Source organism: Methanobrevibacter sp. (assembly GCF_045636185.1).
Classification (GTDB): domain Archaea; phylum Methanobacteriota; class Methanobacteria; order Methanobacteriales; family Methanobacteriaceae; genus Methanocatella.
In genome coordinates this window covers 1-25,344 of record NZ_JAZTXC010000128.1, presented here as the reverse complement: position 1 = coordinate 25,344, position 25,344 = coordinate 1, and the positions used below count along the sequence as shown (strand labels likewise).

At 32.1% G+C, this 25,344-nt stretch carries 35 protein-coding genes and 1 pseudogene; 9 read left to right on the top strand and 27 right to left on the bottom strand.

Translation table 11 applies throughout. The annotated features are described in order from the left end of the window. Positions 1-116: 116 nt before the first annotated feature. Positions 117-413 carry a hypothetical protein gene (locus tag ACKI3Q_RS07475; RefSeq protein ID WP_407415781.1) on the bottom strand — a complete coding sequence of 99 codons (297 nt, stop codon included), beginning with the start codon at positions 411-413 and terminating at the stop codon, positions 117-119. A 311-nt stretch (positions 414-724) separates the two neighbouring features. After that, complete coding sequence (locus tag ACKI3Q_RS07470) at positions 725-1,546, bottom strand: nicotianamine synthase family protein (RefSeq protein ID WP_407415779.1); 822 nt, start codon at positions 1,544-1,546, stop codon at positions 725-727. A gap of 72 nt (positions 1,547-1,618) precedes the next feature. On the opposite strand from ACKI3Q_RS07470, the gene ACKI3Q_RS07465 reads away from it, so the two are divergent. Continuing rightward, positions 1,619-2,128 (top strand): GNAT family N-acetyltransferase, encoded by a 510-nt coding sequence (locus ACKI3Q_RS07465; RefSeq protein WP_407415777.1) that lies wholly within the window; start codon positions 1,619-1,621, stop codon positions 2,126-2,128. Positions 2,129-2,139: 11 nt separating this feature from the next. Here ACKI3Q_RS07465 and ACKI3Q_RS07460 read toward each other — a convergent pair whose 3' ends face one another. Further along, positions 2,140-3,606, bottom strand: a complete 1,467-nt coding sequence (locus tag ACKI3Q_RS07460) for a homoserine O-acetyltransferase (protein ID WP_407415775.1) — start codon at positions 3,604-3,606, stop codon at positions 2,140-2,142. Between the two features lie 5 nt (positions 3,607-3,611). Next, a complete protein-coding gene (gene rnc, locus ACKI3Q_RS07455; protein WP_407415773.1) occupies positions 3,612-4,280 on the bottom strand; it encodes a ribonuclease III in 669 nt (222 codons plus the stop codon). 158 nt (positions 4,281-4,438) lie between these two features. Here rnc and ACKI3Q_RS07450 point away from each other — a divergent pair, with 158 nt between their 5' ends. Next, complete coding sequence (locus tag ACKI3Q_RS07450) at positions 4,439-4,774, top strand: hypothetical protein (RefSeq protein WP_407415771.1); 336 nt, start codon at positions 4,439-4,441, stop codon at positions 4,772-4,774. Between the two features lie 5 nt (positions 4,775-4,779). On the opposite strand, the gene ACKI3Q_RS07445 is transcribed toward ACKI3Q_RS07450, so the two are convergent. The 3 genes from ACKI3Q_RS07445 to ACKI3Q_RS07435 all read right to left on the bottom strand — a co-directional run bounded on the left by ACKI3Q_RS07445 (position 4,780) and on the right by ACKI3Q_RS07435 (position 5,813). After that, positions 4,780-5,190, bottom strand: coding sequence for a hypothetical protein (locus ACKI3Q_RS07445; protein ID WP_407415769.1), 411 nt, complete (start codon positions 5,188-5,190; stop codon positions 4,780-4,782). A gap of 140 nt (positions 5,191-5,330) precedes the next feature. Next, complete coding sequence (locus ACKI3Q_RS07440; RefSeq protein WP_296808906.1) at positions 5,331-5,519, bottom strand: 50S ribosomal protein L37e; 189 nt, start codon at positions 5,517-5,519, stop codon at positions 5,331-5,333. Between the two features lie 63 nt (positions 5,520-5,582). Further along, complete coding sequence (locus tag ACKI3Q_RS07435) at positions 5,583-5,813, bottom strand: LSm family protein (RefSeq protein ID WP_407415767.1); 231 nt, start codon at positions 5,811-5,813, stop codon at positions 5,583-5,585. A 250-nt stretch (positions 5,814-6,063) separates the two neighbouring features. On the opposite strand from ACKI3Q_RS07435, the gene ACKI3Q_RS07430 reads away from it, so the two are divergent. Genes ACKI3Q_RS07430 through arfB form a run of 3 tightly spaced genes read left to right on the top strand, consistent with a single transcriptional unit; the run spans position 6,064 to position 7,791 of the window. Then, positions 6,064-6,567 (top strand): type II toxin-antitoxin system antitoxin SocA domain-containing protein, encoded by a 504-nt coding sequence (locus ACKI3Q_RS07430; RefSeq protein ID WP_407415765.1) that lies wholly within the window; start codon positions 6,064-6,066, stop codon positions 6,565-6,567. A 39-nt stretch (positions 6,568-6,606) separates the two neighbouring features. After that, on the top strand, positions 6,607-7,089 hold the full coding sequence (locus tag ACKI3Q_RS07425) for a DUF1947 domain-containing protein (RefSeq protein WP_407415763.1): 483 nt from the start codon (positions 6,607-6,609) through the stop codon (positions 7,087-7,089). Between the two features lie 9 nt (positions 7,090-7,098). After that, entirely contained in the window at positions 7,099-7,791 is a 693-nt protein-coding gene (gene arfB / locus ACKI3Q_RS07420) for a 2-amino-5-formylamino-6-ribosylaminopyrimidin-4(3H)-one 5'-monophosphate deformylase (protein WP_407415759.1), read from the top strand. Here the strand turns inward: arfB and ACKI3Q_RS07415 are convergent. After that, the gene (locus ACKI3Q_RS07415) at positions 7,788-8,108 is read right to left on the bottom strand and encodes a hypothetical protein (RefSeq protein ID WP_407415757.1); all 321 of its coding nucleotides are present in this window, start codon (positions 8,106-8,108) and stop codon (positions 7,788-7,790) included. The genes arfB and ACKI3Q_RS07415 overlap by 4 nt on opposite strands. Before the next feature lie 63 nt (positions 8,109-8,171). Between ACKI3Q_RS07415 and ACKI3Q_RS07410 the strand changes: the two genes are divergently transcribed. Further along, entirely contained in the window at positions 8,172-8,768 is a 597-nt protein-coding gene (locus ACKI3Q_RS07410) for a YigZ family protein (RefSeq protein WP_407415755.1), read from the top strand. 49 nt (positions 8,769-8,817) lie between these two features. Here the strand turns inward: ACKI3Q_RS07410 and ACKI3Q_RS07405 are convergent, their stop codons facing one another. From ACKI3Q_RS07405 to ACKI3Q_RS07390, 4 genes are all read right to left on the bottom strand, one after another. Next, positions 8,818-8,928: a rubredoxin-like domain-containing protein gene (locus tag ACKI3Q_RS07405; protein ID WP_058738961.1), complete on the bottom strand. Its 111-nt coding sequence runs from the start codon at positions 8,926-8,928 to the stop codon at positions 8,818-8,820. Positions 8,929-8,940: 12 nt separating this feature from the next. Beyond that, positions 8,941-9,078 carry a rubredoxin gene (locus tag ACKI3Q_RS07400; protein ID WP_149730987.1) on the bottom strand — a complete coding sequence of 46 codons (138 nt, stop codon included), beginning with the start codon at positions 9,076-9,078 and terminating at the stop codon, positions 8,941-8,943. Between the two features lie 76 nt (positions 9,079-9,154). Beyond that, positions 9,155-9,316: a rubredoxin gene (locus ACKI3Q_RS07395; protein ID WP_296808956.1), complete on the bottom strand. Its 162-nt coding sequence runs from the start codon at positions 9,314-9,316 to the stop codon at positions 9,155-9,157. Between the two features lie 38 nt (positions 9,317-9,354). Continuing rightward, positions 9,355-9,972 (bottom strand): acyltransferase, encoded by a 618-nt coding sequence (locus ACKI3Q_RS07390; RefSeq protein WP_407415799.1) that lies wholly within the window; start codon positions 9,970-9,972, stop codon positions 9,355-9,357. A gap of 327 nt (positions 9,973-10,299) precedes the next feature. On the opposite strand from ACKI3Q_RS07390, the gene ACKI3Q_RS07385 reads away from it, so the two are divergent. Both ACKI3Q_RS07385 and ACKI3Q_RS07380 read left to right on the top strand, forming a co-directional pair. After that, the gene (locus ACKI3Q_RS07385) at positions 10,300-10,710 is read left to right on the top strand and encodes a flavodoxin family protein (RefSeq protein ID WP_407415752.1); all 411 of its coding nucleotides are present in this window, start codon (positions 10,300-10,302) and stop codon (positions 10,708-10,710) included. Positions 10,711-10,780: 70 nt separating this feature from the next. Then, positions 10,781-11,071, top strand: a complete 291-nt coding sequence (locus tag ACKI3Q_RS07380; RefSeq protein WP_407415750.1) for a hypothetical protein — start codon at positions 10,781-10,783, stop codon at positions 11,069-11,071. An 11-nt stretch (positions 11,072-11,082) separates the two neighbouring features. Here ACKI3Q_RS07380 and ACKI3Q_RS07375 read toward each other — a convergent pair whose 3' ends face one another. Then, entirely contained in the window at positions 11,083-11,646 is a 564-nt protein-coding gene (locus tag ACKI3Q_RS07375) for a phosphatase PAP2 family protein (protein WP_407415748.1), read from the bottom strand. A 55-nt stretch (positions 11,647-11,701) separates the two neighbouring features. Here ACKI3Q_RS07375 and ACKI3Q_RS07370 point away from each other — a divergent pair, with 55 nt between their 5' ends. Beyond that, on the top strand, positions 11,702-12,727 hold the full coding sequence (locus tag ACKI3Q_RS07370) for a 7-cyano-7-deazaguanine synthase (protein WP_407415746.1): 1,026 nt from the start codon (positions 11,702-11,704) through the stop codon (positions 12,725-12,727). Here the strand turns inward: ACKI3Q_RS07370 and ACKI3Q_RS07365 are convergent. The 14 genes and pseudogenes from ACKI3Q_RS07365 to ACKI3Q_RS07300 all read right to left on the bottom strand — a co-directional run. Continuing rightward, positions 12,724-15,624 carry a hypothetical protein gene (locus ACKI3Q_RS07365; RefSeq protein WP_407415744.1) on the bottom strand — a complete coding sequence of 967 codons (2,901 nt, stop codon included), beginning with the start codon at positions 15,622-15,624 and terminating at the stop codon, positions 12,724-12,726. The two genes, ACKI3Q_RS07370 and ACKI3Q_RS07365, sit on opposite strands and share 4 nt — an antisense overlap. A 42-nt stretch (positions 15,625-15,666) precedes the next feature. Continuing rightward, on the bottom strand, positions 15,667-16,593 hold the full coding sequence (locus tag ACKI3Q_RS07360; RefSeq protein ID WP_407415742.1) for a diguanylate cyclase domain-containing protein: 927 nt from the start codon (positions 16,591-16,593) through the stop codon (positions 15,667-15,669). Further along, the gene (locus ACKI3Q_RS07355) at positions 16,593-17,540 is read right to left on the bottom strand and encodes a diguanylate cyclase domain-containing protein (protein WP_407415739.1); all 948 of its coding nucleotides are present in this window, start codon (positions 17,538-17,540) and stop codon (positions 16,593-16,595) included. Before ACKI3Q_RS07355 ends, ACKI3Q_RS07360 begins: the two co-directional genes overlap by 1 nt. A gap of 181 nt (positions 17,541-17,721) precedes the next feature. Next, a complete protein-coding gene (locus ACKI3Q_RS07350; protein WP_407415737.1) occupies positions 17,722-19,098 on the bottom strand; it encodes an MATE family efflux transporter in 1,377 nt (458 codons plus the stop codon). A gap of 328 nt (positions 19,099-19,426) precedes the next feature. After that, complete coding sequence (gene argH / locus ACKI3Q_RS07345; RefSeq protein WP_407415735.1) at positions 19,427-20,848, bottom strand: argininosuccinate lyase; 1,422 nt, start codon at positions 20,846-20,848, stop codon at positions 19,427-19,429. Positions 20,849-20,898: 50 nt separating this feature from the next. After that, positions 20,899-21,051 carry a 30S ribosomal protein S27ae gene (locus ACKI3Q_RS07340; RefSeq protein WP_058738954.1) on the bottom strand — a complete coding sequence of 51 codons (153 nt, stop codon included), beginning with the start codon at positions 21,049-21,051 and terminating at the stop codon, positions 20,899-20,901. A 9-nt stretch (positions 21,052-21,060) separates the two neighbouring features. Next, positions 21,061-21,405 (bottom strand): 30S ribosomal protein S24e, encoded by a 345-nt coding sequence (locus tag ACKI3Q_RS07335; RefSeq protein ID WP_407415733.1) that lies wholly within the window; start codon positions 21,403-21,405, stop codon positions 21,061-21,063. 18 nt (positions 21,406-21,423) lie between these two features. Further along, complete coding sequence (locus ACKI3Q_RS07330) at positions 21,424-21,933, bottom strand: GTP-dependent dephospho-CoA kinase family protein (protein WP_407415731.1); 510 nt, start codon at positions 21,931-21,933, stop codon at positions 21,424-21,426. 7 nt (positions 21,934-21,940) lie between these two features. Further along, on the bottom strand, positions 21,941-22,117 hold the full coding sequence (gene spt4 / locus ACKI3Q_RS07325) for a transcription elongation factor subunit Spt4 (protein WP_407415729.1): 177 nt from the start codon (positions 22,115-22,117) through the stop codon (positions 21,941-21,943). Between the two features lie 2 nt (positions 22,118-22,119). Continuing rightward, complete coding sequence (locus tag ACKI3Q_RS07320) at positions 22,120-22,680, bottom strand: DNA-directed RNA polymerase (RefSeq protein WP_407415727.1); 561 nt, start codon at positions 22,678-22,680, stop codon at positions 22,120-22,122. Between the two features lie 63 nt (positions 22,681-22,743). Next, positions 22,744-23,136: a PIN domain-containing protein gene (locus ACKI3Q_RS07315; protein ID WP_407415725.1), complete on the bottom strand. Its 393-nt coding sequence runs from the start codon at positions 23,134-23,136 to the stop codon at positions 22,744-22,746. Positions 23,137-23,151: 15 nt separating this feature from the next. Then, positions 23,152-24,366 carry a translation initiation factor IF-2 subunit gamma gene (locus ACKI3Q_RS07310; protein WP_407415723.1) on the bottom strand — a complete coding sequence of 405 codons (1,215 nt, stop codon included), beginning with the start codon at positions 24,364-24,366 and terminating at the stop codon, positions 23,152-23,154. A 62-nt stretch (positions 24,367-24,428) separates the two neighbouring features. After that, positions 24,429-24,854 carry a 30S ribosomal protein S6e gene (locus ACKI3Q_RS07305; RefSeq protein ID WP_407415721.1) on the bottom strand — a complete coding sequence of 142 codons (426 nt, stop codon included), beginning with the start codon at positions 24,852-24,854 and terminating at the stop codon, positions 24,429-24,431. Between the two features lie 40 nt (positions 24,855-24,894). Continuing rightward, positions 24,895-25,344 (bottom strand): annotated as a pseudogene (locus ACKI3Q_RS07300) (translation initiation factor IF-2); the annotation flags it as partial.

Below are 25,344 nucleotides of genomic sequence, written 5' to 3'. Positions count from 1 at the left end.
TATTTAAAAAAAAGCAAATAAAAAAAGTTAAGTACTGAAAAGTACTTTTAAACTAATAATAATTAGGAGCCTCATCTAACTGAGGAAAATTATGATGCCAACCTAAAAAAAAAGAATCATCCTCTCGGATTACGACCAGGACCCCAACCTAAAACATCAGAATCATCACCAATCTGAAGAATAGGACCCACATAAGAATCATCTAAACCAACAGGATCATAACCCCTAGAATTACGGTTATGAGTCCAATCTAAAGGACACTCACCAATCTGAAGAATAGGACCCACATAAGAATCATCTAAACCAACATAAGAATTATCAATACCAACACTGTCAGCATCAGCTGCTGAAACAGAACATATACCGATTAAGGCAATTGTAACAAATAATAGACCCAATAAAACTCTTTTCATAATATCACTAAATTATTTTATATTCCTTTATTTTGATAATATAAATTAATTAAACTAATATATTAAAAAGAACTTATATAAAGATTTTTGAATGTAAGCACTTACTTGCATCGTTAAAATAGGAAAAATAAAAATTTTAAAAAGATAAAATAAAAAATAGAAATTTATTTAAATCAAATGCCAAAATAGAATGAATTTCACAAAGATTTATATTAACTAAAAAAAATAAAATATTGACTTCAATCTAAAAAAATAATGCCTAAAATCTAAAAAAAAGAGAAATAAATAAATTTAGTAACTAAATTCTTAATTTAAATCACTTTTCTTAACAGTACACTAGTGTTATTCGTATTTCCTATTGGAAGCAACATTACCTCCTTATGGAAACCTCTAAGAATCGTGTCAGTTAACGGAGCATAAAGAATAGCTCTCATACCGCTGTAAGTTCTGACAAGAACAGGTGTTTTTTCATCAACTATTTCCCAAACATTAGAAAATACCCTATCTTTCGGCTCAGCAAATGCCGCTACCATCAATATATCAAAATCAATGTCTTTGAGTGCTGTTTCATCTCCAACCAATATCTCTATGCCATCATCAAGACCCAATTTTTCAATAACCTCTCTGGATAATTCTGCAACATCCTCTTGAATTTCAATTCCTATACATTTACAGCCGAATTTTTGCCTGAATAATATTAATGTCAATGGTAAAGGACCACTGCCTACGAAAACAAAAGTTTTATCTTCATGCCAATGAGCTAATTTGGATTCATTGGTAAGTAATCCTTCATATCTTTCATAGAAATGAAATGTATCTAGAGTTGCCTGAGGGTCATCTGATTCTATAATTTCCAGTGCATTGCTGGTTTCCAGTCTGGCACCAATATACAAATAGAATTTTCTAATCAACTTTAGAGCCCTATTCATCTTTTCATCATCCAGAATATGCTTTGCTGAATCAAAATCTATTGTTTCATCATGTGCTATGACTTCGATTTCATCTAATAATTTAGTTATTTCATCTAAATCCACATCATTTAATGATGAAATGTCATTAAGGGAGTCAACACCATAATTTTCCAATTCTTCAGCAATTTCTTCTATTTTTGGCCAATATTTCCAGCAGCTCATTTTATCACTATTCAATTATATTGATATAAGATGTAAATATACTTTTAATATTTTAAAACAAAATAATTAATAATGATTCTAAAAACTACAAACCTCATATTAAGACCCTGGAGAGAAGATGATGCGGAATGCTTATATCATTTTGCAAAAAATCCGAATGTTGGTCCAATTGCAGGTTGGCCACCACATGAAAGTATAGAAGATAGTTTAAACATTATTAAAACAGTTTTTTCTAAAAGGGAAACTTATGCGATAGTCAAAAATGATATTCCAATAGGTTGTGTAGGCCTGCTTTTCCATCCGGACACCAATCACTGGTGGGGTGATGGGGCTTCAGAACTTGGCTACTGGGTTGCCGAGGAATACTGGGGCAACGGATATGCAGCAGAGGCATCAGAGAGATTAATTGAACATGCATTTGATGATTTAAACATTAAAGTAATTTATGCAACATATAGAGTTGAAAACAGTCAATCCAAAAGAGTTTTGGAAAAATTAGGCTTTGAATATTACACAGAAATGCAGAATGAAAACTATCTGCATGAAATTTTTAAAGAAGTCGCCATGAAACTCGAAAAATAAAAAAAAAAGAATTATGAAAATCTGTCATTGATTTGATCTATGGTTATCATTCCTTCAACAACAAAATCCTCATCAACAACAGGCAAACAGGAAATGTCAAACCTACTCATCATACGGGAGATTTCGGCAATAGAATCTGTAGAATGACAGAATTTAACTGTTTTTGTCATTATATCCTTTAAAATATTACTGTTAGTTGCAATTGACTTTGACAAGTCCCAGCTAGTAACAATACCTATAAGCTTATTGTTATCAGTAACAACAGGTATGTGGGTAATATTCTGTTCAAGCATGATTTTAGCAGCTTTTGTAACAGAATCTTCTTCTTTAATTGTTATTATATCAGTAAACATCAAGTCCCCAACAATATTGTCAGATAGGAATTTAGATAAGAAGTAACCTAACTGACCCTTTTCAAGCAAAAATGCATCGTGACCATAATTTGACTTGATTTCTGAAAATGAAACTTCAACATCATTTGCATTGAGTGCAGCTACAATATCTGTACTCTGTTCTGTCGGATATAGCCAATCGGAATCAACAGATATCACTTCCAACTTACATTTAACATCCTTGAAACCTTCAATTATAGACTTATTTACTGCCACATCAAACAGATCAACCGCTTTTGTAATGTAGAGATAACTGTTAGCATCAAAACGCTTTACAAATGATTCGCCCTGATGATGAAGGTAACTTTCAACCTGGAAATCCATCGTAAAATCATAACTGATCTCATCTTTATCCTGCAAATCACGTCCAAATTTAAGATACATTGATTCATCACTCAGATATGTAATGTGAGCAATCATACGGGCCAGTGATAACCCACTTCTTGGAGTCTTACCAGTGCCATAATAATTGCCTTCATTCCAGTCAGGGTCAGAGAATATAGCTTGTCGACCGACTTCATTGAATGCAATTTGCTGAGGGGAAGACTGTGCAGTTGTAGCTATTGGAATTGCTTTTTTCATCATTTCAGGATAGCTTATAATCCATTGCAGAACTTGCATTCCTCCCATTGACCCTCCGATAACTGAATACAACTGATCAATACCGAATGAATCAATCAATGCTTTTTGAACATCAACCATATCTTTAATCGTAATTACGGGAAAATCAAGAGCATATTCTTTTCCTGTTTTAGGATTAATTGAACTAGGACCCGTTGTTCCTTTACAACCTCCCAATACATTAGAACAGATTATAAAGTATTTTTCACTATCCAAAACTTTTCCAGGACCAATAACTATTTCCCACCAGCCGGGCTTATCGGCTCCTCTATGCCATCCGGCAGCATGGGCATCACCAGTCAATGCATGACAGATTAAAATAGCATTAGTCTTATCACTATTAAGCTCACCATAAGTTTCATAAGCTACAGTGATATCGTCTAAAGTCCTGCCACTTTCCAAGACAAAAGAATCATTAATATTAAAGTATTGGGTTTCTACAAAACCGACGGAATCCTTATCCATGAAAATCACCATATCAATCCTAAATTTTGCATTGCTCTTTTCGCAGCTGCTTGTTCAGCTTCTTTTTTATTTCTTCCTTTTCCTCTACCCATTTCTTCCTCATCCAAATGGATAGACATTATAAATGTTTTATCATGAGGAACTCCATGTTCTTCAAGGAGTTCATATCTTATTTTAATTTCTCTTGCGTCACAGTATTCTTTTATTTTTGATTTGTAATCATGGAAGTAAATCTTTTCCTCGTCAATATGTCTGAATATTATTTTTGCAATGAATCTTTTTGTAAATGCAAAACCTTGATCCAGGAACAGTGCTCCTAAGAAAGATTCAAAAATATCTGAAGTGATTGACAATACTTCATTATCCGTTAACTTCATTTCATCTATAGAAATCTTTAAATAATCTTTTAGACCCAATTCATGAGAATATTCAATTAAAGCAGCCTGACATACATAGTTTGCTCTAAGCTTAGTCAACTTACCTTCACCATACTTAGGATATTTTTTATAAAGATACTCAGAAACAAGCATATTTAATATTGAATCTCCAAGAAACTCTAAACGCTCATAATCATAATTAATTCCATGCACTGTCGCATATGAACCATGCATAAATGCTATTTTATAATAATCCTCATTATTTGGCTCAATAGAAAATTTCTCAAATAAATCCATGATAACTCCCATAATTAAAACATATTATATATAACTATGACTTTTAATTTATATAAACTTCATTATATATAACAATTGTGATATAATACTCTTCAAATGCTCTTGCTCTTTGTTTAAATAGGAACTAAATTAAAAAATGAATTAAGGATTTGGTAAAAATGATAATGAACTGGAAAGAAGAAATAACGAAAATTGACCCAGACATAAAATTCAGAGCACAGGGCGGCTGGTTAAAAACAGTAGAAGAACTAGATAAAAGTGTAACAAACGGATATTCCTTAGTAGGGGATTTTGTAAAAGCGGGCGACTTTGAAGGAGAATATTCAGAAGGATTATACCTTGACTGCAACAAAGAAGGAACTGCTAAAAAACCACAAACCGATTACAGACTCTTTAGATTCAGAGACGGAAAAATAAGACTACTTGATTTAGTCATTGATGCACAAAGAAGTTGGGCACAGGACTTTTGGGATGCTGTTGAAGATGAAATATAACATCCCTAAAGGATATGATGCAGTGTGCAACATGAGCAGCTTGGATCAAAATAGTTATCATTTGGCATACTTTGGGCAGGCTGCATAATTAAAGAAATTTCAAAAATGGAATCTGCATCAGTACTTGCCTTTTTAGTTACATTGGATAATCCTCTGTAATTGACTGGAATATTTCCAGTTTGAGAAATATCATAATAGAACATTTCACCACCATTAAGGCCTGAGAAAAATTCATCTAATTTCAGTGCCTGTTTTGGAGACAAAGAAAAGTTAACACTCATTAATTTATCCTGTCTTTGTTTAATGCCCACATACTTAACATTAACCGCTAAAATATCTCCACCATCTTTTGTAAATACAATACATTCATCCAAATTAACATTTTCCTTTAAAGCTAAATCATCCAATTCAGACATATTAAAACCTCAAAAATAATTCAATTAAAAATAGTACATGAAAATATATAAATCTATGCTAAAAATCTCGTGATGATGGGTGTTTAAAAATAGTTTGAATGAAGATTAAATAAATAATCTCCAGTAATTTTATTGCCAACTTAAACTAATCTTTGTCTAGTAGTTGGTTTTTTATTTTGCCAGCTGTATCTCCTTAATTTACTAGATCTACCAAATCCGCAAGAAGCACAAACTTTTTTACGTATGTGATAAGTATTTCTACCACATCTTCTACATCTGATATGGGTCTTTTTATTCTTTTTACCCATTGATGGAGTTCCCTTTGACATTGATACACCTCCTCCCTATTAATTATTAATTCTCTGTAATCTTTAACAATTATTGAATAATATTTATGGTGAAATATAAACAATATTGTCTCCTCTAATGAGGACAACACCTAATTTTTTAGTTACTTTTCCATCTTGTAACTCTTCAGCATCGTTAAGAACTAAGTTCATATGTAAATCGAAACTTTTGAGTATACCTCTGAATTCACGGTCTCCTTTGAGTTTGATTAAAACTGGAGCATCGATAGATTTTCCTAATGCATCAAGTGGTCTTTGAACATTTTGTCCGCTCATTATATCACCTTATATTACCATTAATTGTATTTTAGTTAAAATTTTTTCAAAAGGAATTATATTTAATAATAATTACCTGTATTAGAAATAATATAATCAAGTTAAGATAGACAAAACCTAATTAAAACTAATAATAAATTATATAATCAAACTAATATATAAATGTTAGTATTTTTAAGCCAAAAAATACTAATCAATTGCTCTCTCACACTTTTCTTTTATAATATTTGATGTCATAGATTAAAATATTATGCCCTTCAACAAAAATGAATATACAAAATTATTAAGATATATCCTGTCAAATTGCTATGACAAGCCACATGTCGGAAAAACAGTACTGACAACAACGCTGTATTTTATAGACTTTAACTATTATGAAGCGTATGGTGAATCATTAACAAATGAAAGCTATCTAAAAACCAAAAGAGGCATAAAACCGAAACATTTCACCAAAGTTACCGAAGAACTTATAGAGAAAAACAAGATCCATTTTAGAAAGGTTCCCTATTATCACACCACACTGCATAAATATTATCTAACCGAAATACCCAACACAAAATTTTCCAATAAGAAAACAAACATTATAAACATTAGCATCAGGCACCTATTAAACAAAAATGCTACAACAATACTTAGATATGCAAGTAGAGACCATCCATACCAAAACACCCCATTTAATGAAGAAATAGATTATAATGATGTATATTATAGAGATTCAAGATATTCAATCAGAAAAAAGTTTATTAATTTATAAAAATAATACTTATTATAATAAAAAAGATAGGGAAAAATCATGGTAATTAAAGTCAAAAAAAGAAATTTTCTAAAAAAGAAAAAAATAAAACAAATCAAAAATGAATTAGGAGAATACGGAGGATTGCTTGAAAACAAAAAGAATGTTGAAATCCTTGAAGCAGAACCTAATTCATTTATATTAGTCGATGGCGAACCATATATCATCATAATTGATGATAAGGCATTTCCAACACTGAAAGCAGCATTGGATAATGAAATTGATGGAAAAACAGTGACCGTTGATATGGGTGCAGTACGGTTTGTAACAAATGGTGCAGACATTATGAGCCCTGGAATAACTTCTGCAGATAATGGAATTGTACCTGGAGACATTGTCCTGATTGTGGATGAAACACACGGCAAACCATTGGCCATTGGAGTAAGTTTAATAACCGGTGAAGAAATGGTTGAAAACGACTCCGGAAAAGCAATAGAAACAAAACACTATGTTGGCGATGAAATCTGGAACTTTGAAATATAGGTGATATGCATGGCCGAATTACGATACAGAGCGGGAAATATTCGTGACCCCGGCGTTCACAAGATTGGAATAATCGCACTCGGATCACACCTGGAAAACCATGGCCCAGCATTGCCAATTGATACCGATGCAAAGATAGGTGCGCATATAGCATTCCAATCCTCTTTAAGAAGTGGGGCGAAATTTTTAGGAGTAATATTTCCAGCATACGAATTAGATGAGATAGACCATGGAATACACGTTTCCCTCGACACCCTGAAAGAAAATGTTATAGATACATTGAATTCAGCCAAAGAATTCTTAGATATTGAAAAAGTAATAATAGTAAATGCACATGGTGGAAACTTGCCATTAATGGCAGAAATCTGGGATATAGAAGAACAGACAGATTTGATTGTAGTGATGAACAATAAAATAATATCCACAGAAGGTCCTCATGCAGGAAGCGGAGAACTGTCCATGGCAAAAGTTCTGGGCATAATAAATGAAAATGAGTTAGAACATCAGGCCGATGTGAATAAATACATTGAAGTAGGCCTTCACGGATTTAAAAAAGCACGTGAAAATGATCCAAACATTGAAGAGGGAGCACTTGACGTTGAAGAAAATGGAGTATATGTTGACGAAGACTACGGTCAGCAGCTCTTCAATTTAGCAATTGATACCGTACTCTTCGATGTTGAAAAACTACTTGACTTTTAAGTATTATTTCCTCCACCAGATGGTGTCGGCGTAGGCTCTGGAGTCGGCGTTGGAGTCGGATTAGTATCCTCTGTTGTTTCAACATTACTTGAAGATGAATGTCCGGAATCAGAATAAGTTTCAACATGACTATCAGAACTAGAATGGCCACTATTAGAATTAGAATCTGATGCGTTACCAAAAAATGGCGTTTGATTCGTATTATTTCCAAGATTAAGATGATATGTACCAGTCATTGCTGCAAAAACACCAGCAAAACAAAAAGCTATAATAGCAACAACTAAAAAAACCAATACAACCGCAGAACGACTTGTCATGTTAAACACCTATGTAAAATTTTAATATCAATATTATGTATAATTAATTATATAAAGATTATTATGAGAACGATAGCAAAAGCGGTTGAAAGTGAAATAAATGTAAAAAAATCACAGTTCATTTGCCATTTATTTCCAACCAGAACTAAAAAAGAAAGCAAAGAAATCATATTGAAAGTCAATGAGCAGTATAGTGATGCCACTCATAATTGTACTGCATATATTGTCTCTGACGGTGAAGGCTTTGATGATGACGGTGAACCTGGCGGAACTGCAGGTAAACCTATGATTAACGTTTTGAGAAAAAACGATCTGCATAATGTTACCGCTATTGTTACTCGTTATTTTGGTGGAATTAAGCTTGGTGCTGGGGGATTAGTTAGAGCCTATTCAAAATCCGTGCTGGAAGCCATTAATGAAGCTAAAATTTTAGAAGTTGAACTGTATGATGTTTATACTCTTGTTTTTGAATATTCAGATATTAAATTAGTTGACGGTGAAGTCAGAAACAACAATCTGGAAGTTACAAACAAAGACTATTCCGATAAGGTAATATATGATGTTGTTTCCAAAGACTTTAGGGATATCGAAAAAATCTTTGAAAAATATTCCGGCAAAATTACTGTTAATTTTAAAAATAGAGAAGTTTTAGTAAAATAGAACTAAAAAAAACTTAAAAATAAAAATAAAAAAAGTTAAAGAACAAAAATTATTGTTCTTCGAAGTTACTTGCATCTACACCGCACATTGGGCAGGTGAAGTCATCAGGTAATTCATCAGCTTCATGAACGTATCCACATACTTTACAAACAAATGCCATAATTATTCCTCCTTATTCTACTTTAGAAAACATATCTTTTGATGCACCACACATAGGACATTTGTAGTCATCAGGAAGGTCTTCAAAAGCAGTACCTTCAGCGTCATCATCGTATACGTATCCACACATATTGCATTTCCATTTTGCCATAATCTTATCTCCTTTTTTTAATTAAACTATAAAAAGTTTCTCATTACATAAGTTTATAGTAAATATGATATATAAATTATTCTACTTCTTTAAACATCTTTTTACTGACACCACATTTAGGACATTTAAATGCATCAGAAAGTTCTGAAAAAGGAGTTCCTGCGTCAATTCCCCTATCAGGTAAACCTTCATCCTCATCATATATAAATCCACAAAGTTTGCATTTCCATTTTGCCATAAGAATTCTCTCCTTAAATTAAATAAAAAAAATAATCATTATAATTTGTTAGGAACTTTTAAATGATCAGGAAGAGGCTTGATACGTGCAGGTGTTCCAATAGCTAAGTAAAATGGAGGAACACTGTGAATTACAATAGCTCCTGCGGCAACGATTGAACCTTCACCTATTTCAACATTGGACAGGAATGTAGTGTTACCACCGATTGAAGCTCCTCTTCTTATACGTGGACCCTGAAGTTCGTAGTTAATCCTAACCGGATATTTATCATTTGTAAAACAAGCGCATGGTCCGATGAATACATTGTCTTCAATAACGGAATTGGTTGGAATGTAAACATTTGACTGAATACTTACATCGTTTCCAATTATGACATCACCTTCAATTACGGTATTTGTTCCAATCAATACGTCATCTCCAATGTTAGTATTTTCTCTAATTACTACATTGTGCCCTGTTCTAAAATTGTCACCGATTACAACATCATTATATATTATTGAGTTTGATCTTATCGTATGATTGTTTCCAATGACAGGAGGCTTTGAATTTGGTGAATATTCAACACCGAATTGAATGTTATCTTTTGGATTGAATTGTAAAGGTTCTTTAATTTCTGGCTTTTCATCTAAAGCGATATTATCATAGTCATCATTCATTTCAACTACTGGAGGTTGTCTTTCAACATAACGTGGTGCTTCTTGAGTATAAACCGGCCTTTCTCTAACTTCGCGTTGAGTCAATCTTGAATACTCCATATCAAATCCATCAGGGACTTGATTATTTCTTTTTTGTGGCTGTTTATCCTCCAATGATGATGAAAACCTTACCATAATATCAAACCTTCACTTAATTAAATTAACTTTGTTAATGAATAAAGATATGTTATTCATTAGTATATATATTAAGTGGTTCAATTAGAAAATATTAGAAAATAATCAAAAATTAATTAAATTATAAATATATTGAAAAATATACAAACATACATGAAAATTGCAATAAGATATTATACAAAAACAGGTAACACCAAAAAAATGGCAGAAGCTTTAAGTGAAGCTGTTGGTGTAGAAGCATTAACTGTAGACAGTCCATTGAATGAAGATGTCGATATTCTATTTTTGGGAAGTGCAGTTTACGCTGCAGGTGTTGATGTTAAAGTTAAAGAATTCATTGAAAACATTAATGTCAACGTTGGAAAAATCGTTAACTTCAGCAGTGCTGCCTTAATTGAATCTACATACAAGCAAGTTAAAAAAATAGCCGAAAATAACAATATTACCATGGCTGAAGAGGAATTCCACTGTAGAGGTGCTTTCAAACTGGTTCACAGAGGAAGACCAAATGATGAGGATTTAAGGAATCTGCAGGAATTCGGAAAAAATATTGTTTCACCATAATAACCCTTATAAAGTTACAAAATCTTTATATAACTTCCAAGCTAAATTACTATTAACGAAGGTGTTAATTATGCATTTAAAAGATTTACTTGACAGTTTAGATTTAAGATTAAAATTACCTCAGCACTGGTACTCAACAGACATCAGCGATGACTTTGAAGAAGGAAACCTCGTTGAAAATGGAGATGTTATAGTAATTGAAGCTGAAAACGGTAAAAAATTAAGAAGAATTACCATCGATGTCAACGATGGAATGTCCATAATCACCCATTATCCTGACGGCAAGGAAATAGGTGTTAAATACATGGATAACAAGGACGATTTTGAATATATTGGAAAAATTAGTGATTTAAAAGACTAATTTTCCATCAACTACCTTTTAAAAACACCAACCACATCATAATAGATTTTAATGATTTTATCTTCAAATTTATAAACTAAAAATGCTGAGAACATACCCACTATGATACCTGCTAAAATATCAATAGGCATGTGGACCCCTACATATATTCTTGAAAAACCAACTAAAAGACCCCATATAATTAAAAGAGCTGCCCATAGTTTATTTTTGGTTTTTAAAGCCAAAAAACCAACAACAGAAAAAGTCGATAAGGTATGGCCTGAAGGAAATGAATTGGGATCTCCTTCCGCGACCAGAACACGAACATTATCCAATAGAATATCAGGTCTCGGCTGTGTAAAAGTATGTTTTAAAATAAAACCGATTCCTGCAGCAATTACTAAGGATAACAAACATAGGAAAGCAATTCTTTTAGCGTCTTTCTTTTTAAAAACTATACATAAAAGAATAGCAATAAGACAAAAAAGCAATACAAATTCAAATCCTCCCAAATATGTTATATAAGGCATTATAACATCAAATACTGGATTTTGTAAAGAATGATTGATAAAATTAAATAAATCTACATTAATCAAAATAAAACCTCATATTAATATATAACTTTCAATTATAAAATACTTATTATAGGTGATGGTGATGGATAAGAAATTCATATTGGACGAAGTTAACATGATAAGGCGTGAAATAGGCCATGATGAGGTTAATATCTATATTGAAGAACTATATTTTAATGAGGATACTAATGAATTATGGATAATAACTGAAGACAGGCCTGACAAATCAGCCATTATTGGAAAAGGAGGTTGGGTTGTTGGCAAACTAAGGGAAAGACTCAACCTTGAAAGCATTCATGTTGAAAGCTATGGAGACTTTTTAAACAAGGAATATAAATTAAAATTATCCAAAAAAACTGTTGAAAACCTGGATTTGAATTTGGTGGGTATTGATAACCTGAAAAAAATAATCAATGATAAATTAGACAATATTTACAGTTTTAACTTTGAAAATTATCTGGAAAAAAATGAATTCAGTGAAAGCGAAAAAACGGAAGCGGTTGTTGCTCTTTCAGGTGGTGTTGACAGCAGCTTTTCATTGATTTTAGCCAAAAAACTAGGATTTAATCCAGTAGCCATTACAGTAGATCCCGGAACAATCATCCTGCCAAACCAATACAAGATAAATATAAAAACAGTGACCGAAAAGCTGAATGTCAAACATGAATACTTAAGTGCCGATTATAGCGATGTTGTTAAAGAAGCACTTGAAGGCCAGTTTCATCCATGCGGAAGATGTTCCAAAAACACATCAGAAATCGCTAAGGAATATGCAAAAAATAACGAAATTCCAATAATTATATTTGGTGATATGCTTGCAACTGGTACACAATGCATAAATAAACAGAACGATTCATTATATCGCTTGAACCTTCCAGCAAGTTTATCGACTGGCAAGCAAGAGATAAAATCCTTAATCAGAAATTATGATTTAAGAGAGTTTAAAGGATTTGGTTGTCCGTTGCTTTATGAAGTACACAAAAATTATCCCTACATGAAAAAATATTCAATACAAAGAATATTAAGGGAAACCCGTTCTCAAGCCCTGGAGCCTGGTGAAGCTCTGGACCTGATTTGGAGTTTCTACAAAACAAAAAATTAATTTCTAACAGTGATTTTATTGGAAATTACCGCATAACCATAAGATGAAGTGATAATATACTCTCCAGCCTGCAAATTAATGTTTAATTTCGCAATACCCTCACCATCAGTGGTTCTGTTGTATAATACGCCATTAACATTAAAGCCAACAGTCTGATTTGAATATGGATTGCCTTCACCGTCAACCAATTTAGCTTCAAACGGAGTGGAATCACCATATTTCTTATCCAAATCATCAGCAGTCAAGATAGGTAAAACTTTAATATTATTTGACACAGCAGACCCGTTATATTCAGCAGTTATTATATAATCCCCTGGGTTCAGGTTAATATTTAACTTTGCGATTCCTGATTCGTTGGTTGTTCTTTCATAAAATACACCATTAATGTTGAATCTTACAATTTCACCTGCACCAACAGGATTTCCATCATCCCCAATGACTTTTACAGTATATTGGGTAGCGTTTTTGAAGTATTTTGTAATATTGTAATTTTCAATTATTCTAGGAATGACAGTAATATTATTGGATGCAGATTCACTGGTTTCCAAATTCATGGCAGTTATAATATATTCTCCCTGATTAAGATTGATATTTAACTTAGCCAAACCTTCATCTCCACTGATTTGGCGATCATACATCACACCATTAATGTTGAATCTGACTGCAGTACCATCTTTAAGGTAGTTTCCTTCACTATCCAAAAATGTTGCATAGTATTGCGTTGCATTCCTATAAACTTTGGTTATGTCTGTACCGTTAACAGTGGTTAAAACAGTGACATTAACATTGAAATCAGTATCATTCACATAAACAACACAAGGATATTTACCAGCTACCAAATTAATGGCCAAAGCTGCACTGCCGTTTTCATTGGTTGTTCTGGTATAATTCCTGCCATTAATGTTGAAGACCACACTTTGATTTGCAATGGCTCTGCCTTCACGGTCTGTTAGATTAACAACAAGTTTATCCGGAGCAGAGTAATATTTAACCAAATTTTCAACTTCAACTACAAACGGATTGAAAGTTAAATTAAATTCTCGGGAAATTGCAGTGTAATAATCATCATCACTATGATACAGTAAACATACATAATTGCCATAATCCAAACTGGAATAGTCAAAAGATGCATAACCATTATTATTGGTCACGTTTGTAATATTTAAAACACATTTTCCACCTTCATATATCTCTAAAGTTAAATTCTGACCCGCTTCCAAATCAGATGCATTAAAAGTAACGTCTCCACTGTTGACAATGCCATTCTCACCCCAATAGCTTACATTAACAAAATGCAATGGCTTATCATTAATGGAATAAATCGCATTGATATAATTATGGAAAGCTTTAAGAGAAGCATTGACCAGCAAGTTATTGTCATCAATACAATAATCGATTGATGATGAATCTGCCTTGTTTGAAATGAAATTGGAATTAATGAATGTGGTATTGATTATTTCTTCACATCTAAAATAAATTGCTGATCCTCTAGGAGAGGTATTGTTTATGAAATTAGCAGATATTGTATTGTTTTCACTTCTAAGAGCGTAGAAATAAATTGCTCCACCATAAACATCTGCAGTATTATTTATGAAATCCCCTGCAATGATGGAATTAGTTACATTATTCGCAAAATTTCTATAAAAGGTTATTGCAGCACCGCTTCGTTCAATGGAATTATTGATGAATGTTGCATTAACGTATAAATGGTCAACAATATCACAAAAGAGAAGTACACCACCAAAAGCATGGGCTGAATTATTTATAAAAGTACCAGTAACCGTGTCGTTTATAGAACCGCCGAAACTAACTACACCACCTTCAGCAGCATAATTATTTGCATAATAACCATTGAAAATATTATTATGAGAATTGCCCATCAAACAGATTGAAGAGCCATCAAACTCATGAACATAATTATTGATGAAATTGCCTGAAAAAACACAATTTTCAATATTCCAAGATGCACATATTGCAGCACCATCATAAAAAGCAGAATTATTGATGAAATTGCCTGAAAAAACATTTCCATATGATGAAGCATCAAACATTATTCCACCAAAATATGGAGAATAATTTTTAATAAAGTCTCCATTAAAAATATTTTTTCTAGTCTCGCTGAAAAAGTAGATTGAGCCTCCAGAGGTAACATTAACTGTGTTGCCAATGTATCGACCGCAAAAGATGTCATTGCAAGAGACATTATTGAAATAAAGTGCTCCACCATTTATAAGTGCATTGTTTTCATTAAAAGTGGCATTGAAAACATTATTGTTTGATTCGCCATCAATGTAAATTGCACCGCCATCATGTGCAACGTTATTAAAATAGTAGCCATTGAAAACATTATTTGTATTTTCGCCTTTGATGAAAATGGCAGCACCATTAACCTCAGCACGATTATTTAAAAAGGTAGCATTGATATTGCTGTCTTTAAGTCCATTTGCAAAATATAATGCACTGCCGTAATCTGCATTTGCATTTCTAAAAATAATGTTATTTACATTGAAAACTGGCGAAGTAACATTGAAGATATAGGATTGGCTTAATCCATCAAAGATTACATCCCCATTATCCCAATTGACCAAATTCAAAGACTTATCAATTGTCAAATTTACATTAACACCTTTTCCGGAATATACTCCAGAAGAAAGATATATTACAGAACCATTACTGGCATTGTCGGCAGCACTACCAAAGTTGTTATAAGGATTATCAATTGATCCGTCACCATTTTCAAGATTACTCACATTAACATAAATATTATTCTCATTTGCAATAATATCATTATCTGAAATGCCAATATCCATTTGATTTGTATCCCCACTAGCAGATACAATAGAAATTGAAAAAATAAAAATCAATGCAATTGTTAATAAAATTATTTTCTTTTTCATTATTTCACCATTTACAATATTTTAAAAACAATGCGAAGCTTTTTAACTTTTTAACATTACACTTCCTTCAATAAGTTTGGTCTTTTTCTTAATCTCATTTAATGACCGGAATACTTGATCGAAAGACTGATTTTTAAAATCAGTATAGTTCATTGAAACAACGGAAATAGTCATGATACTAAACCTTTCAACTTCACCTGACCTGTTAATCGTTTCGATATATCTTCGTTCTAAATCCTCTTCACTATAAAACTCCAGGATTTTTTCATCAAATTTAGCTATTATATCATTACAGATTACATCAGCAGACCTATAATCTTTTAAAATCAGTATAAAGTCGTCTCCACCAACATGACCTATAAAATCCTCAAATGAACCATATTTTTTAATTGATTGATCAATTATATTGGCTAAAATATATATTACTTGACTTGCCTTATATAATCCAAAATATTCACCAAATTCTTTAAATTTATCTAAATCTAAAAATACGAATGCAAATTTGGTATTTTGAGAAATTTCATATAATAATTTTGAACTTATAATTTTATTACCTGGAAGACCAGAAATATCATTGATATTCCTGTTATATTCTAAAATTTCAATGAAAAAATCCAAAAGTGATTTCAAATCATCCATATTTGATGGTTTGGGAATAGAATTGAAGAGAAGTGAGCCTAATTTCGGAGGGTTTCCAACAAAATCTTCATCATCAGATATCACCATTATTGGAAGAGCCAGGAAAAATAAATTATTCTGAATGAAATCAACCAATTCCATTAAATCTGTTTTTAAACCATCCATATTTATTAAAATCATATATGTATCTCTTTTCAAAAATTGTTTTAAAGACTCAAAATCAGAATTTACACATTTGATAATTATTTCCAAATCATCATGAAAGGCATCGCTTAACTCTTCAAAAAAATCACCGACATCATCAATGACAACAACCTTTTTATGAAACATTATACTCCCCCCATATCAGCACTATGCAATAATATAGATCCCATTGTTTGTTTAGCCTCTTTTTTATAAATCATCATATCTTTATATATTTCTTCAGTAGTTGAATAATCCTTTAATTCATTACTAATAGAAACAATTGACAATGTTATGAATGGGAATTTTTCTAATTGACTTTCCCTATTTAACACTTCAATATAGCCTCTTTGCACATCAATTTCATCATAGAATCTTTGTATATTTTTATCAAATTCCTCAACTATCTTATCTCCAATAAGTTTATAATTATCATGGCTATTGCATATGACAACAAAATCATCTCCACCAACATGACCTGCAAAATCTTCAGGCAAACCATATTTTTCAATTAAGTCAATGATTAAACGTGATAAATATTTAATAACTTGACTTGATCGAAAGATTCCGAAATAATCAGTAAACGGTTTAAATTTATCAATATCAATATACATTATTACAAAATCTTCATTATTTTTGAGTTTATTTTCCATTACTTGATTTATAACTATATTCCCTGGAAGATGAGAAACATCATTAATAGATTTACAGAATTCCATACATTTTATGAAATTGACTAATTGATTATATAGTGTTTCAAAAGAGTTGGATTTATCATGAAAAGTAACATGAGGTATTATTTCTCTACTAAAAATAGAGGTATCATAAGACAATACAACAATAAGAGGTAATGAAGATAAATAAGACCTAATCAAGCCAATTAAATGATTAATATCATCATCCAAATTATCATAATCAATCAATATTACATAAAAGTCTCTTCTCATATTCATCTTCAAATCATCTAATCCTGATTTAGAACAAATCAATTCAATATCATTGTATTTGTCTTTATCTAAAATTTTGCGAAAGTGATTTGCAGAAATATTTTCTTCATCATCACTAATAATTAAAATTTTTTGTGTACCAAACATGAAAATCCCTCCATAAAACCTTAATATATTTTTTATTATTAAAAAATATAAATTTTGTCCATATCATAACTCCACAGATATGCTAATATTAAACTTCCAACATTATTATATAATGGGAAATACCATTAAACACATTTTGTGCAGTTAATCCACGACTTATAGAATTCATGGTATTGCACTACTAAGATAATTCACTCTCCGTTTTATCTAAATTCTTAATTGTATATCTTGCAAACATAAAGTTTAAAATACTTGAAAATCCTCTTCCTACAATAAAACCTAACCAAATACCAATTATACCATAGTTAAAGTTAAATGCGAATATATAAGTAGCTGGAATTGTACATATGACCTCAGTAAATGTTGTACAGAACAGACTATGCAAACCTTTTCCCAATCCCTGATACAGATAAGTGGAAGGCAAACCAACACCTAAAAAAGGAATACATAATGCAGTGTATTTGATAAATGTTGAAATTCCTTGAAGCAAAGCATGGTCTTCATTAGCTAATAAAAATACATAAGATATTTGGTCCGAAAAGACAATGAACAATATGGCTATGATTGTACCGATAATAACTGAGTATAAGCAAGAATAATTATGCGATTTTTTTACATAATCAATGTTATGAGCACCATAATGAGTTGCAACAATTGCAACAAGAGCCGAACATATGGATGTTATAGGCATTAATCCCAAAAGGTATATGCGATTGCCTGATGAATAGATACTGACGCCCAAATCTCCCCCAATAATATTCAGGAAATAATAAAATATGAATGCCGCAAAGGACAGCATGAATAAAACCATTGATGAAGGAATTCCTGTACTTAAAATATCTTTTGTAATGGACCAGTTAATTTTTAATTTAAAAATAATGCTGGTATCTATCTTAATATAAGTATTCTTTTTAATAAAAATCCAATAAATAATTATTATTGAACTGATAAATGAAGTTACTACTGTTGATACGGCCGCACCAGCTACCCCCATGTTTAATATGTAAATGAATACCGGATCTAAAGCTGCGTTTAATATAACTCCCAAAGTCATGGCATACATTGACCTTTTAGTATCTCCTTCAGCACGAAGAATTCCTGAAAGGCCCATACTAAATACAAATGTTATTAAACCAACAATTAATGGAATTGCATAATCAATAGCTTCCTTATAGGTCTCAGGTGAAGCAGTGAATAGATTTAAAAAAGGAATTAATATTATTGCCAATGAAATTGATAAGACAACAGAACCTAAGAAAAACACAATAATCGATTGTTCACCAGCAATATTGGCTTTTTGGTCACTTTCCTCACGAAAACGAGCAATAGTACTTGTAGAACCATTGGAAAGGCCTGAAGCTAGACCATTAATTAACATCCATAATGGAGTGAACAAACCAACACCTGCAATGGATATTGTACCCAATCCTGCAACCCATATACCGTCGATTATGTTATAAAGGGACGTGGTAATCATAGTAATCATGATTGGAACAGCCAGCTTCATTAATGAATGTTTGGGGTTGCTTCTCAATAGTTCAATATTATCATTAGACATAGAACTCCACCTTATCCAAATATATTTAGCAATAATAATAAATTCGCTATATTCCTTATCCTTTTAATAGATATATGAAAAATAAAATATAAAGTTATATGAAAATTAGCAATACAATTTTTAGGAAATAATTAATAACAAGAATAATTTCGATTAATTAGAAATACTTAGTAATTAATAGAAGCTGAGCCATACATGAAAAGGTTCCATGTAATTCTATCAAAACTAAATATCAACTAACCAATCTTAGCAAAATAATGCCAATATTATATTTACAAAAAATAATATATAAAGTTTAGGTAAACCTAAAAAAATAAGTTAAAGGAAATTAAATTCCCTTTTTTTCAAATTCATCATTCAAAAATACTTTAATGTTATCACGAGCTAACTCCACCATTTCAGGAGCAGGTCCGCCGACAACACGTCTGATTTTAACATTCTCAGCAGGGTTTAAAGCATTTTGAATTAACTCATCAGCCAATCCCAATTTATCAAAACCCAAATCAACTGCAATATCATCAATGAATTCAGATGTAATATCCTCTTCAGCCATATTATTAGCAGTAGCTTCATTTACAATACGACCAACAATCTTATGGGCAGTTCTGAATGGTATTTCTTTTTCACGAACCATAATATCTGCCAAATCAGTTGCAGTTGCAAAATTACGTCCTGCCAACTCAGCACATCTTTCGGTGTTGAATTCAACTGAAAGAAGCATGCGGGTAACGATGGATAAAGTATCTTCTGTTACCTTGAGTGCATTCCATAAATGAGGAGTAATTTCCTGCAAATCACGATTATAAGTATATGGAATAGCTTTAAGAATAGTTAAGATAGTAACGAGTTCACCATTAACGATAGTGGATTTTCCACGTGCAAGCTCTGCAACATCAGGATTCTTCTTTTGAGGCATGATAGAAGAAGTTGATGAATATTCATCTGCCATTTCAATAACGCCAAACTCATAAGTACTCCATAAAATGAGTTCTTCGCAGATTTTAGATAATGTAGTGCACAAACTGGTTAAATCAAAAACAGTCTCTGCAATGAAATCCCTTGCAGAAACTCCATCCATTGAGTTTTCCAGATAAGCATCAAAGCCCAATAATTTGGTAGTCAATTCACGATTAATAGGAAAACTGGTAGTCGCCATAGCAGCACAGCCTAAAGGATTTAAATTGACACGTTTATATGTATCTTCCAGACGTTCATAATCCCTTTTTAAAGCCTGAGCATGAGCCATCAAATGATGCGCTATAGTAATAGGTTGAGCATGCTGCAAGTGAGTAAATCCAATGAATACATCGTTTAAATGCTCACCGGCCATTTCTACAATACCTTCAATGAACTCTAAAATACCGATTTGAATACCTATAATCCTTTCTCTTAAAACTAACCTGATATCAGTTGCAACCTGGTCGTTACGTGATTTTGCAGTATGCATATAACCGGCCTGAGGTCCAATCTTGGATGTTACATAGTTTTCAATAGCCATGTGAACATCTTCAACTGAAGGATCAAAAACTAAAGCATCATAGCCTTCTTCTTTAAGCTGGTCAAGTGCACATAAAATGTTATCAGCAACATCAGCATCGATAATACCCTCATGCTTTAACATGGAAGTATGTGCAAAATTAGTTTTAATGTCAGCTTCAAAAATTATTTTATCGGCATCCAAAGAAGAAGTATATTCAGCTGCCTGGTCAGTCATTCCTGTTTTAAACCTACCATTTCTTATATTATCCACAAGAATCACCATTAAAAATTAAAAAAAAGAAAAAGATTTAATTAAAAATCTTATTTTTTCATTTCAGTGTATCCGCATTTACCACAAGCTACTCTGTCACCATGGTCTGCCATGAATACACCTTCACCACAACGAGGACAAATTTGGTTTTTTCTTTCAAGTTTGTCTCCATCTACTTTGTAAAGATCAGATTTTCTTACCATTAAAATCACCTATTCTTCTTCATTTTCAGCTGGTTCAGCAGCTTCATCAGCTTCCTCATCTTCAGCAGGTTTATCAGGTTCAGCATTCTTAGCAATTACATGTTTAGTTTCAATGTATTCTAAGTCTTCTAAAGTATCATAAACTTTAGCGTAACCTAAAGCTTTAGGTTCACCGTAGTGTGGTTGTACATTATCTACAACAACGGTTTCTTTTTTAGCGTTTAATAAAGCTACTAATTTAGATTTAACATCTAATATTTTAGGAGTAGCTTCTCCATCATAATCAACATAGAATTTGATTTCTTTTCTGTTGAACAATTTGTTTTCTTTTTCTTCAAAAATTTCAATTTCCATAATTAAGCCTCACTTAATCTATTCTTCAATAAATGCATCAATCAACGTTTGAGCTTTATCTATTGTATCAGAAACATTTAAAACAACTAAACCTTCATTAGGTTGTCCATATAAAATGGTTGTATCCTCACTAGCCATTAAGATACAAGGAAGAACTGCAAGATCTTCTTCCCCGGCCACATCAATTACATAACATTCGCCATTGCCACATAATTCAAGAGCCTTGCCTATGGTTTCCCATAGATCATCAGTAATGGTTCCAGCAGGATTATTAGCTTTTAAAATATTTTCCGTATGTATAACATCATGATTGTAATTTTTTCTCTGAATTAAATTATCAATAATAGCAAGATTAGGATATAATTCATATTCAAGGAGATTAGCGAAAGTTGCATCGCCAACAGATATTAAAAACTTGGAAGATTTAATTTCATCAATTGCATCTTCAAAGTCAGGATATAATTTGCCTAATGGCTTTTTAAGTTCAATTATTATATCTTTATTTAATTCTGCATCCAAACGTAACACTTAATCACTACCTAACTCTTAAACAGTATTCTCCAGGAATTTTAATATTTAATTCTTTAGCTAATTCAGATTCTTCAGGATTAGTGATAATTAAAAGACCACTCCAATTGTCAGAAGTAGGATTACCACATGATGGGCAACGATCTTTATTTGATAACATCTTACAAACAGTACACGCTTTCATTTTTAAGCCTTCTTACTTTTTTGTTTTGCTTCTTCAATCCATTCAAACCTACCTAAATTATTCTGTCTCATTGTAAGACCTATTCTTGTATCTTTGACAGAATTGTCTTTAAGACTGATAGCTACAGTTCTTGCTCTAACTAAATCGCCAACATCCAAACTTTTGTTAGAATCTTTTGCAAGCAATGCCCCTCTTTTAGCATCATAAGTAATGAAGTCATCTGTTACTTGTGATACATGGACTAAACCATCCATAGGACCAATTCTGACAAAAGCACCGAATTCAGCTATTTCAATAACCTCACCATCAATAATTCCTTGTAGTTCAGGTTTAAAGAATATTGAATTGAAAATAACTTTATGGTATGAAGCACCATCACCCATAATAAGTTTACCTTCACCAAGTTCTTCAATTTCATTAACACAGATAAATAAACCTAAATTTTTATCTAAACGGCCATCATAAGTCTCATTTAAAGTTTCGATAGCAACTTTATCACGAGGCTCATCAAACCTACGAGGAGGTATTCTCACTGTGTCTTCAATTTTGACCTTGTAGTACAAAATAATCCCTCATTTTTTATTTTTTTATATGATTTTTTAATTAATTTATAAGTCTAATATATTTTATATCTTACCGTCAACAGTTATATAATTTTTTTGCCTTAAATAAACAACAGTAATTCCCTTTGCTTTTGCACGTTTTTTTAATTCTATGTCATTTGTAGCTAAAACTTCTGAAACTCTCAGTAACGCATCATCCACAGTTTCGTTTTCAAGCAATGAAATATCCTTTATTTCAATTTTTGAAGAATTAGCTAACTTTAAGGCCAAATTAGCATTTAAACGTATTTTACCTTTGTTATTTCTTTTCAAACCCTTCAATTCATTGATAACAAAGCTTGGAGTAGTTAACTTGTAAGAAGGTAATACGTTTTCCAGTTCAGTGATGATATCGACATTGAACTGAAAAGGAACCATAAAAAAATTGGTATCAATAACAACTTCTTTTATGTTCATTATTGCCCTCAAACATTATTGAATAATACCATACCCAATTAATCTCCAACGTGCTCCAACACGACGGGACAATGCTACCCTATCACCGGAACCTGCACATACAGGTAATTTAAGTGTAACATCCACAATACCTTTTTTTGTTGATGTGACAACACCAATTGTAGTTGTAGTACCACAATTAATCATTAAAGGTTCTTTGAGTTTAATTGGAGCAACATCACTCTCCTCTTTTGTACCGACTACTCTTTCAAGCAAATGAGCTTCCATAGAAAAACTGTCTAAAACATCAGGTAAAGTACCTTCTTCACCAGCTACGGAACCTGAAAGAGAATCAGATTTAGTTAAAGACGGATCCAATTTGGTTGCAATACCAACAAGTCCGCCAGGACCTATTTCTTCAACCTGTTTACCATTAGCTTCAAGACCAATAATCTCAGAAGTTAAATAAATTCTTTGATTATTATTGGTAATGCCCGGTCTGATTTCAATAGTATCGCCAAGCTTTAATTTACCTTGAACTAAAGTACCTCCGATAACTCCTCCTTTGATTTTATCCGCACCAGAACCTGGTTTGTTAATATCAAAGGATCTTGCAACATGCATTAAAGCAGTGCCATCCAACTTCCTTTCAGGAGGTTCGATATTTTTAAGCATAGCTTCAATTAATATATCCATGTTTGCGCCTTGTTGAGCAGAGACTGGTATTATTAAAGCATCTTCAGCACAAGTACCTTTAACAAACTCCTTAATTTCATTATAACTTTCAATAGCTCTTTCTTTTGAAACAATATCAATTTTATTTTGAACTACTATAACATCCTTAACACCGATAACATCAAGTGCCATCAAATGCTCTTTAGTTTGTGGTTGTGGACAATGTTCATTTGCAGCAATTACTAAAACTGCTCCATCCATTATAGCAGCACCAGATAACATAGTTGCCATTAAAGTTTCGTGACCTGGAGCATCAACGAAAGAAACTTTTCTAATTAATTCAGTTTCACTACCACAAATTTTACAGACATCTGCAGTAGTATAGCATTCAGGCTCTCCACATTTAGGACATTTTTTAAACTCAATATCTGCATATCCCAAACGAATAGAAATACCTCTTTTAGTTTCCTCACTGTGAGTATCTGTCCATACTCCGGATAATGCTTTAGTAAGAGTAGTCTTACCATGGTCTACGTGACCAACCAAACCTATGTTAACATCTGACTGTACATTCACAGATAACCACCTTTTCAATATTTAAATTCAACATAAAAGTAAAAATAAGAAAAATAGTAGAACTATTCTTCCTCTTCTTCTTCACCAGCACCAAGAATATCAGCTATTGGTTTTGATCCTGCTTTAACAACAACACTGTTAATTTGGACTATATCATCAGCAATAGTGTTACCCCTTACGGTTTTTCTCCTTTTAACACCATCAACGGTGATTTTTTTATTAACACCTTTGACTTTTTTTGCTTTTTTAGGATGATAACCAGTACCACCGGTTAATAAACTTTTTATTCTTCTAGTACCAGGAACATCTTTTTTCATGGTAAAACCATTTTTATCACTACCGCCAGTGATTTTTAAAGTATAACCATCTAAACCAACAATTCCACCATCAAATTCATCACCAATGACTAAACCATTTAAAGCTTTAGTATCATCGACTTCAACTTGATAAGATTCTGCGTTATTAGAAACAACTACTTTGAATGCCATGGTATTCCTCCTTATTTTTTAATTATATCATCGTAATCTATTATTCGAAAAGACCGAATTTTCCCCAATCTGGATCTTGTTTACGTTTAATATCCAAAAATTCATTGAGAGTCTCGAATTCATCTTCAGTTAATTTATCGCTAAACTCTCTTTCAATGAATTTATAATGCTTTTCAGGGATATCTATGAATAATTCATCCCCTTCATCGAAATCTTTACCGACTATGGCATTATCAATAGCCATAGCGACTCTTTGACCTCTAGAAATATCAGGTAATGTTTCCCCTTTATCTTCCATACTAGCAATTATTCCAACACTGTCACCATTTTTATTTATTAGTTTTTGACCTTGTTTAACGGTTCCGCTTAAAGCTTCAACACCAATAATCGCAGGTTTGCTCTGACGGAACACCAACTTTGGAAGTGCCATGAATTTAGCTGGCTTGATAATTGCATTGTAAAATGCTTTTTTACGGGCTTCTTCTTTTTG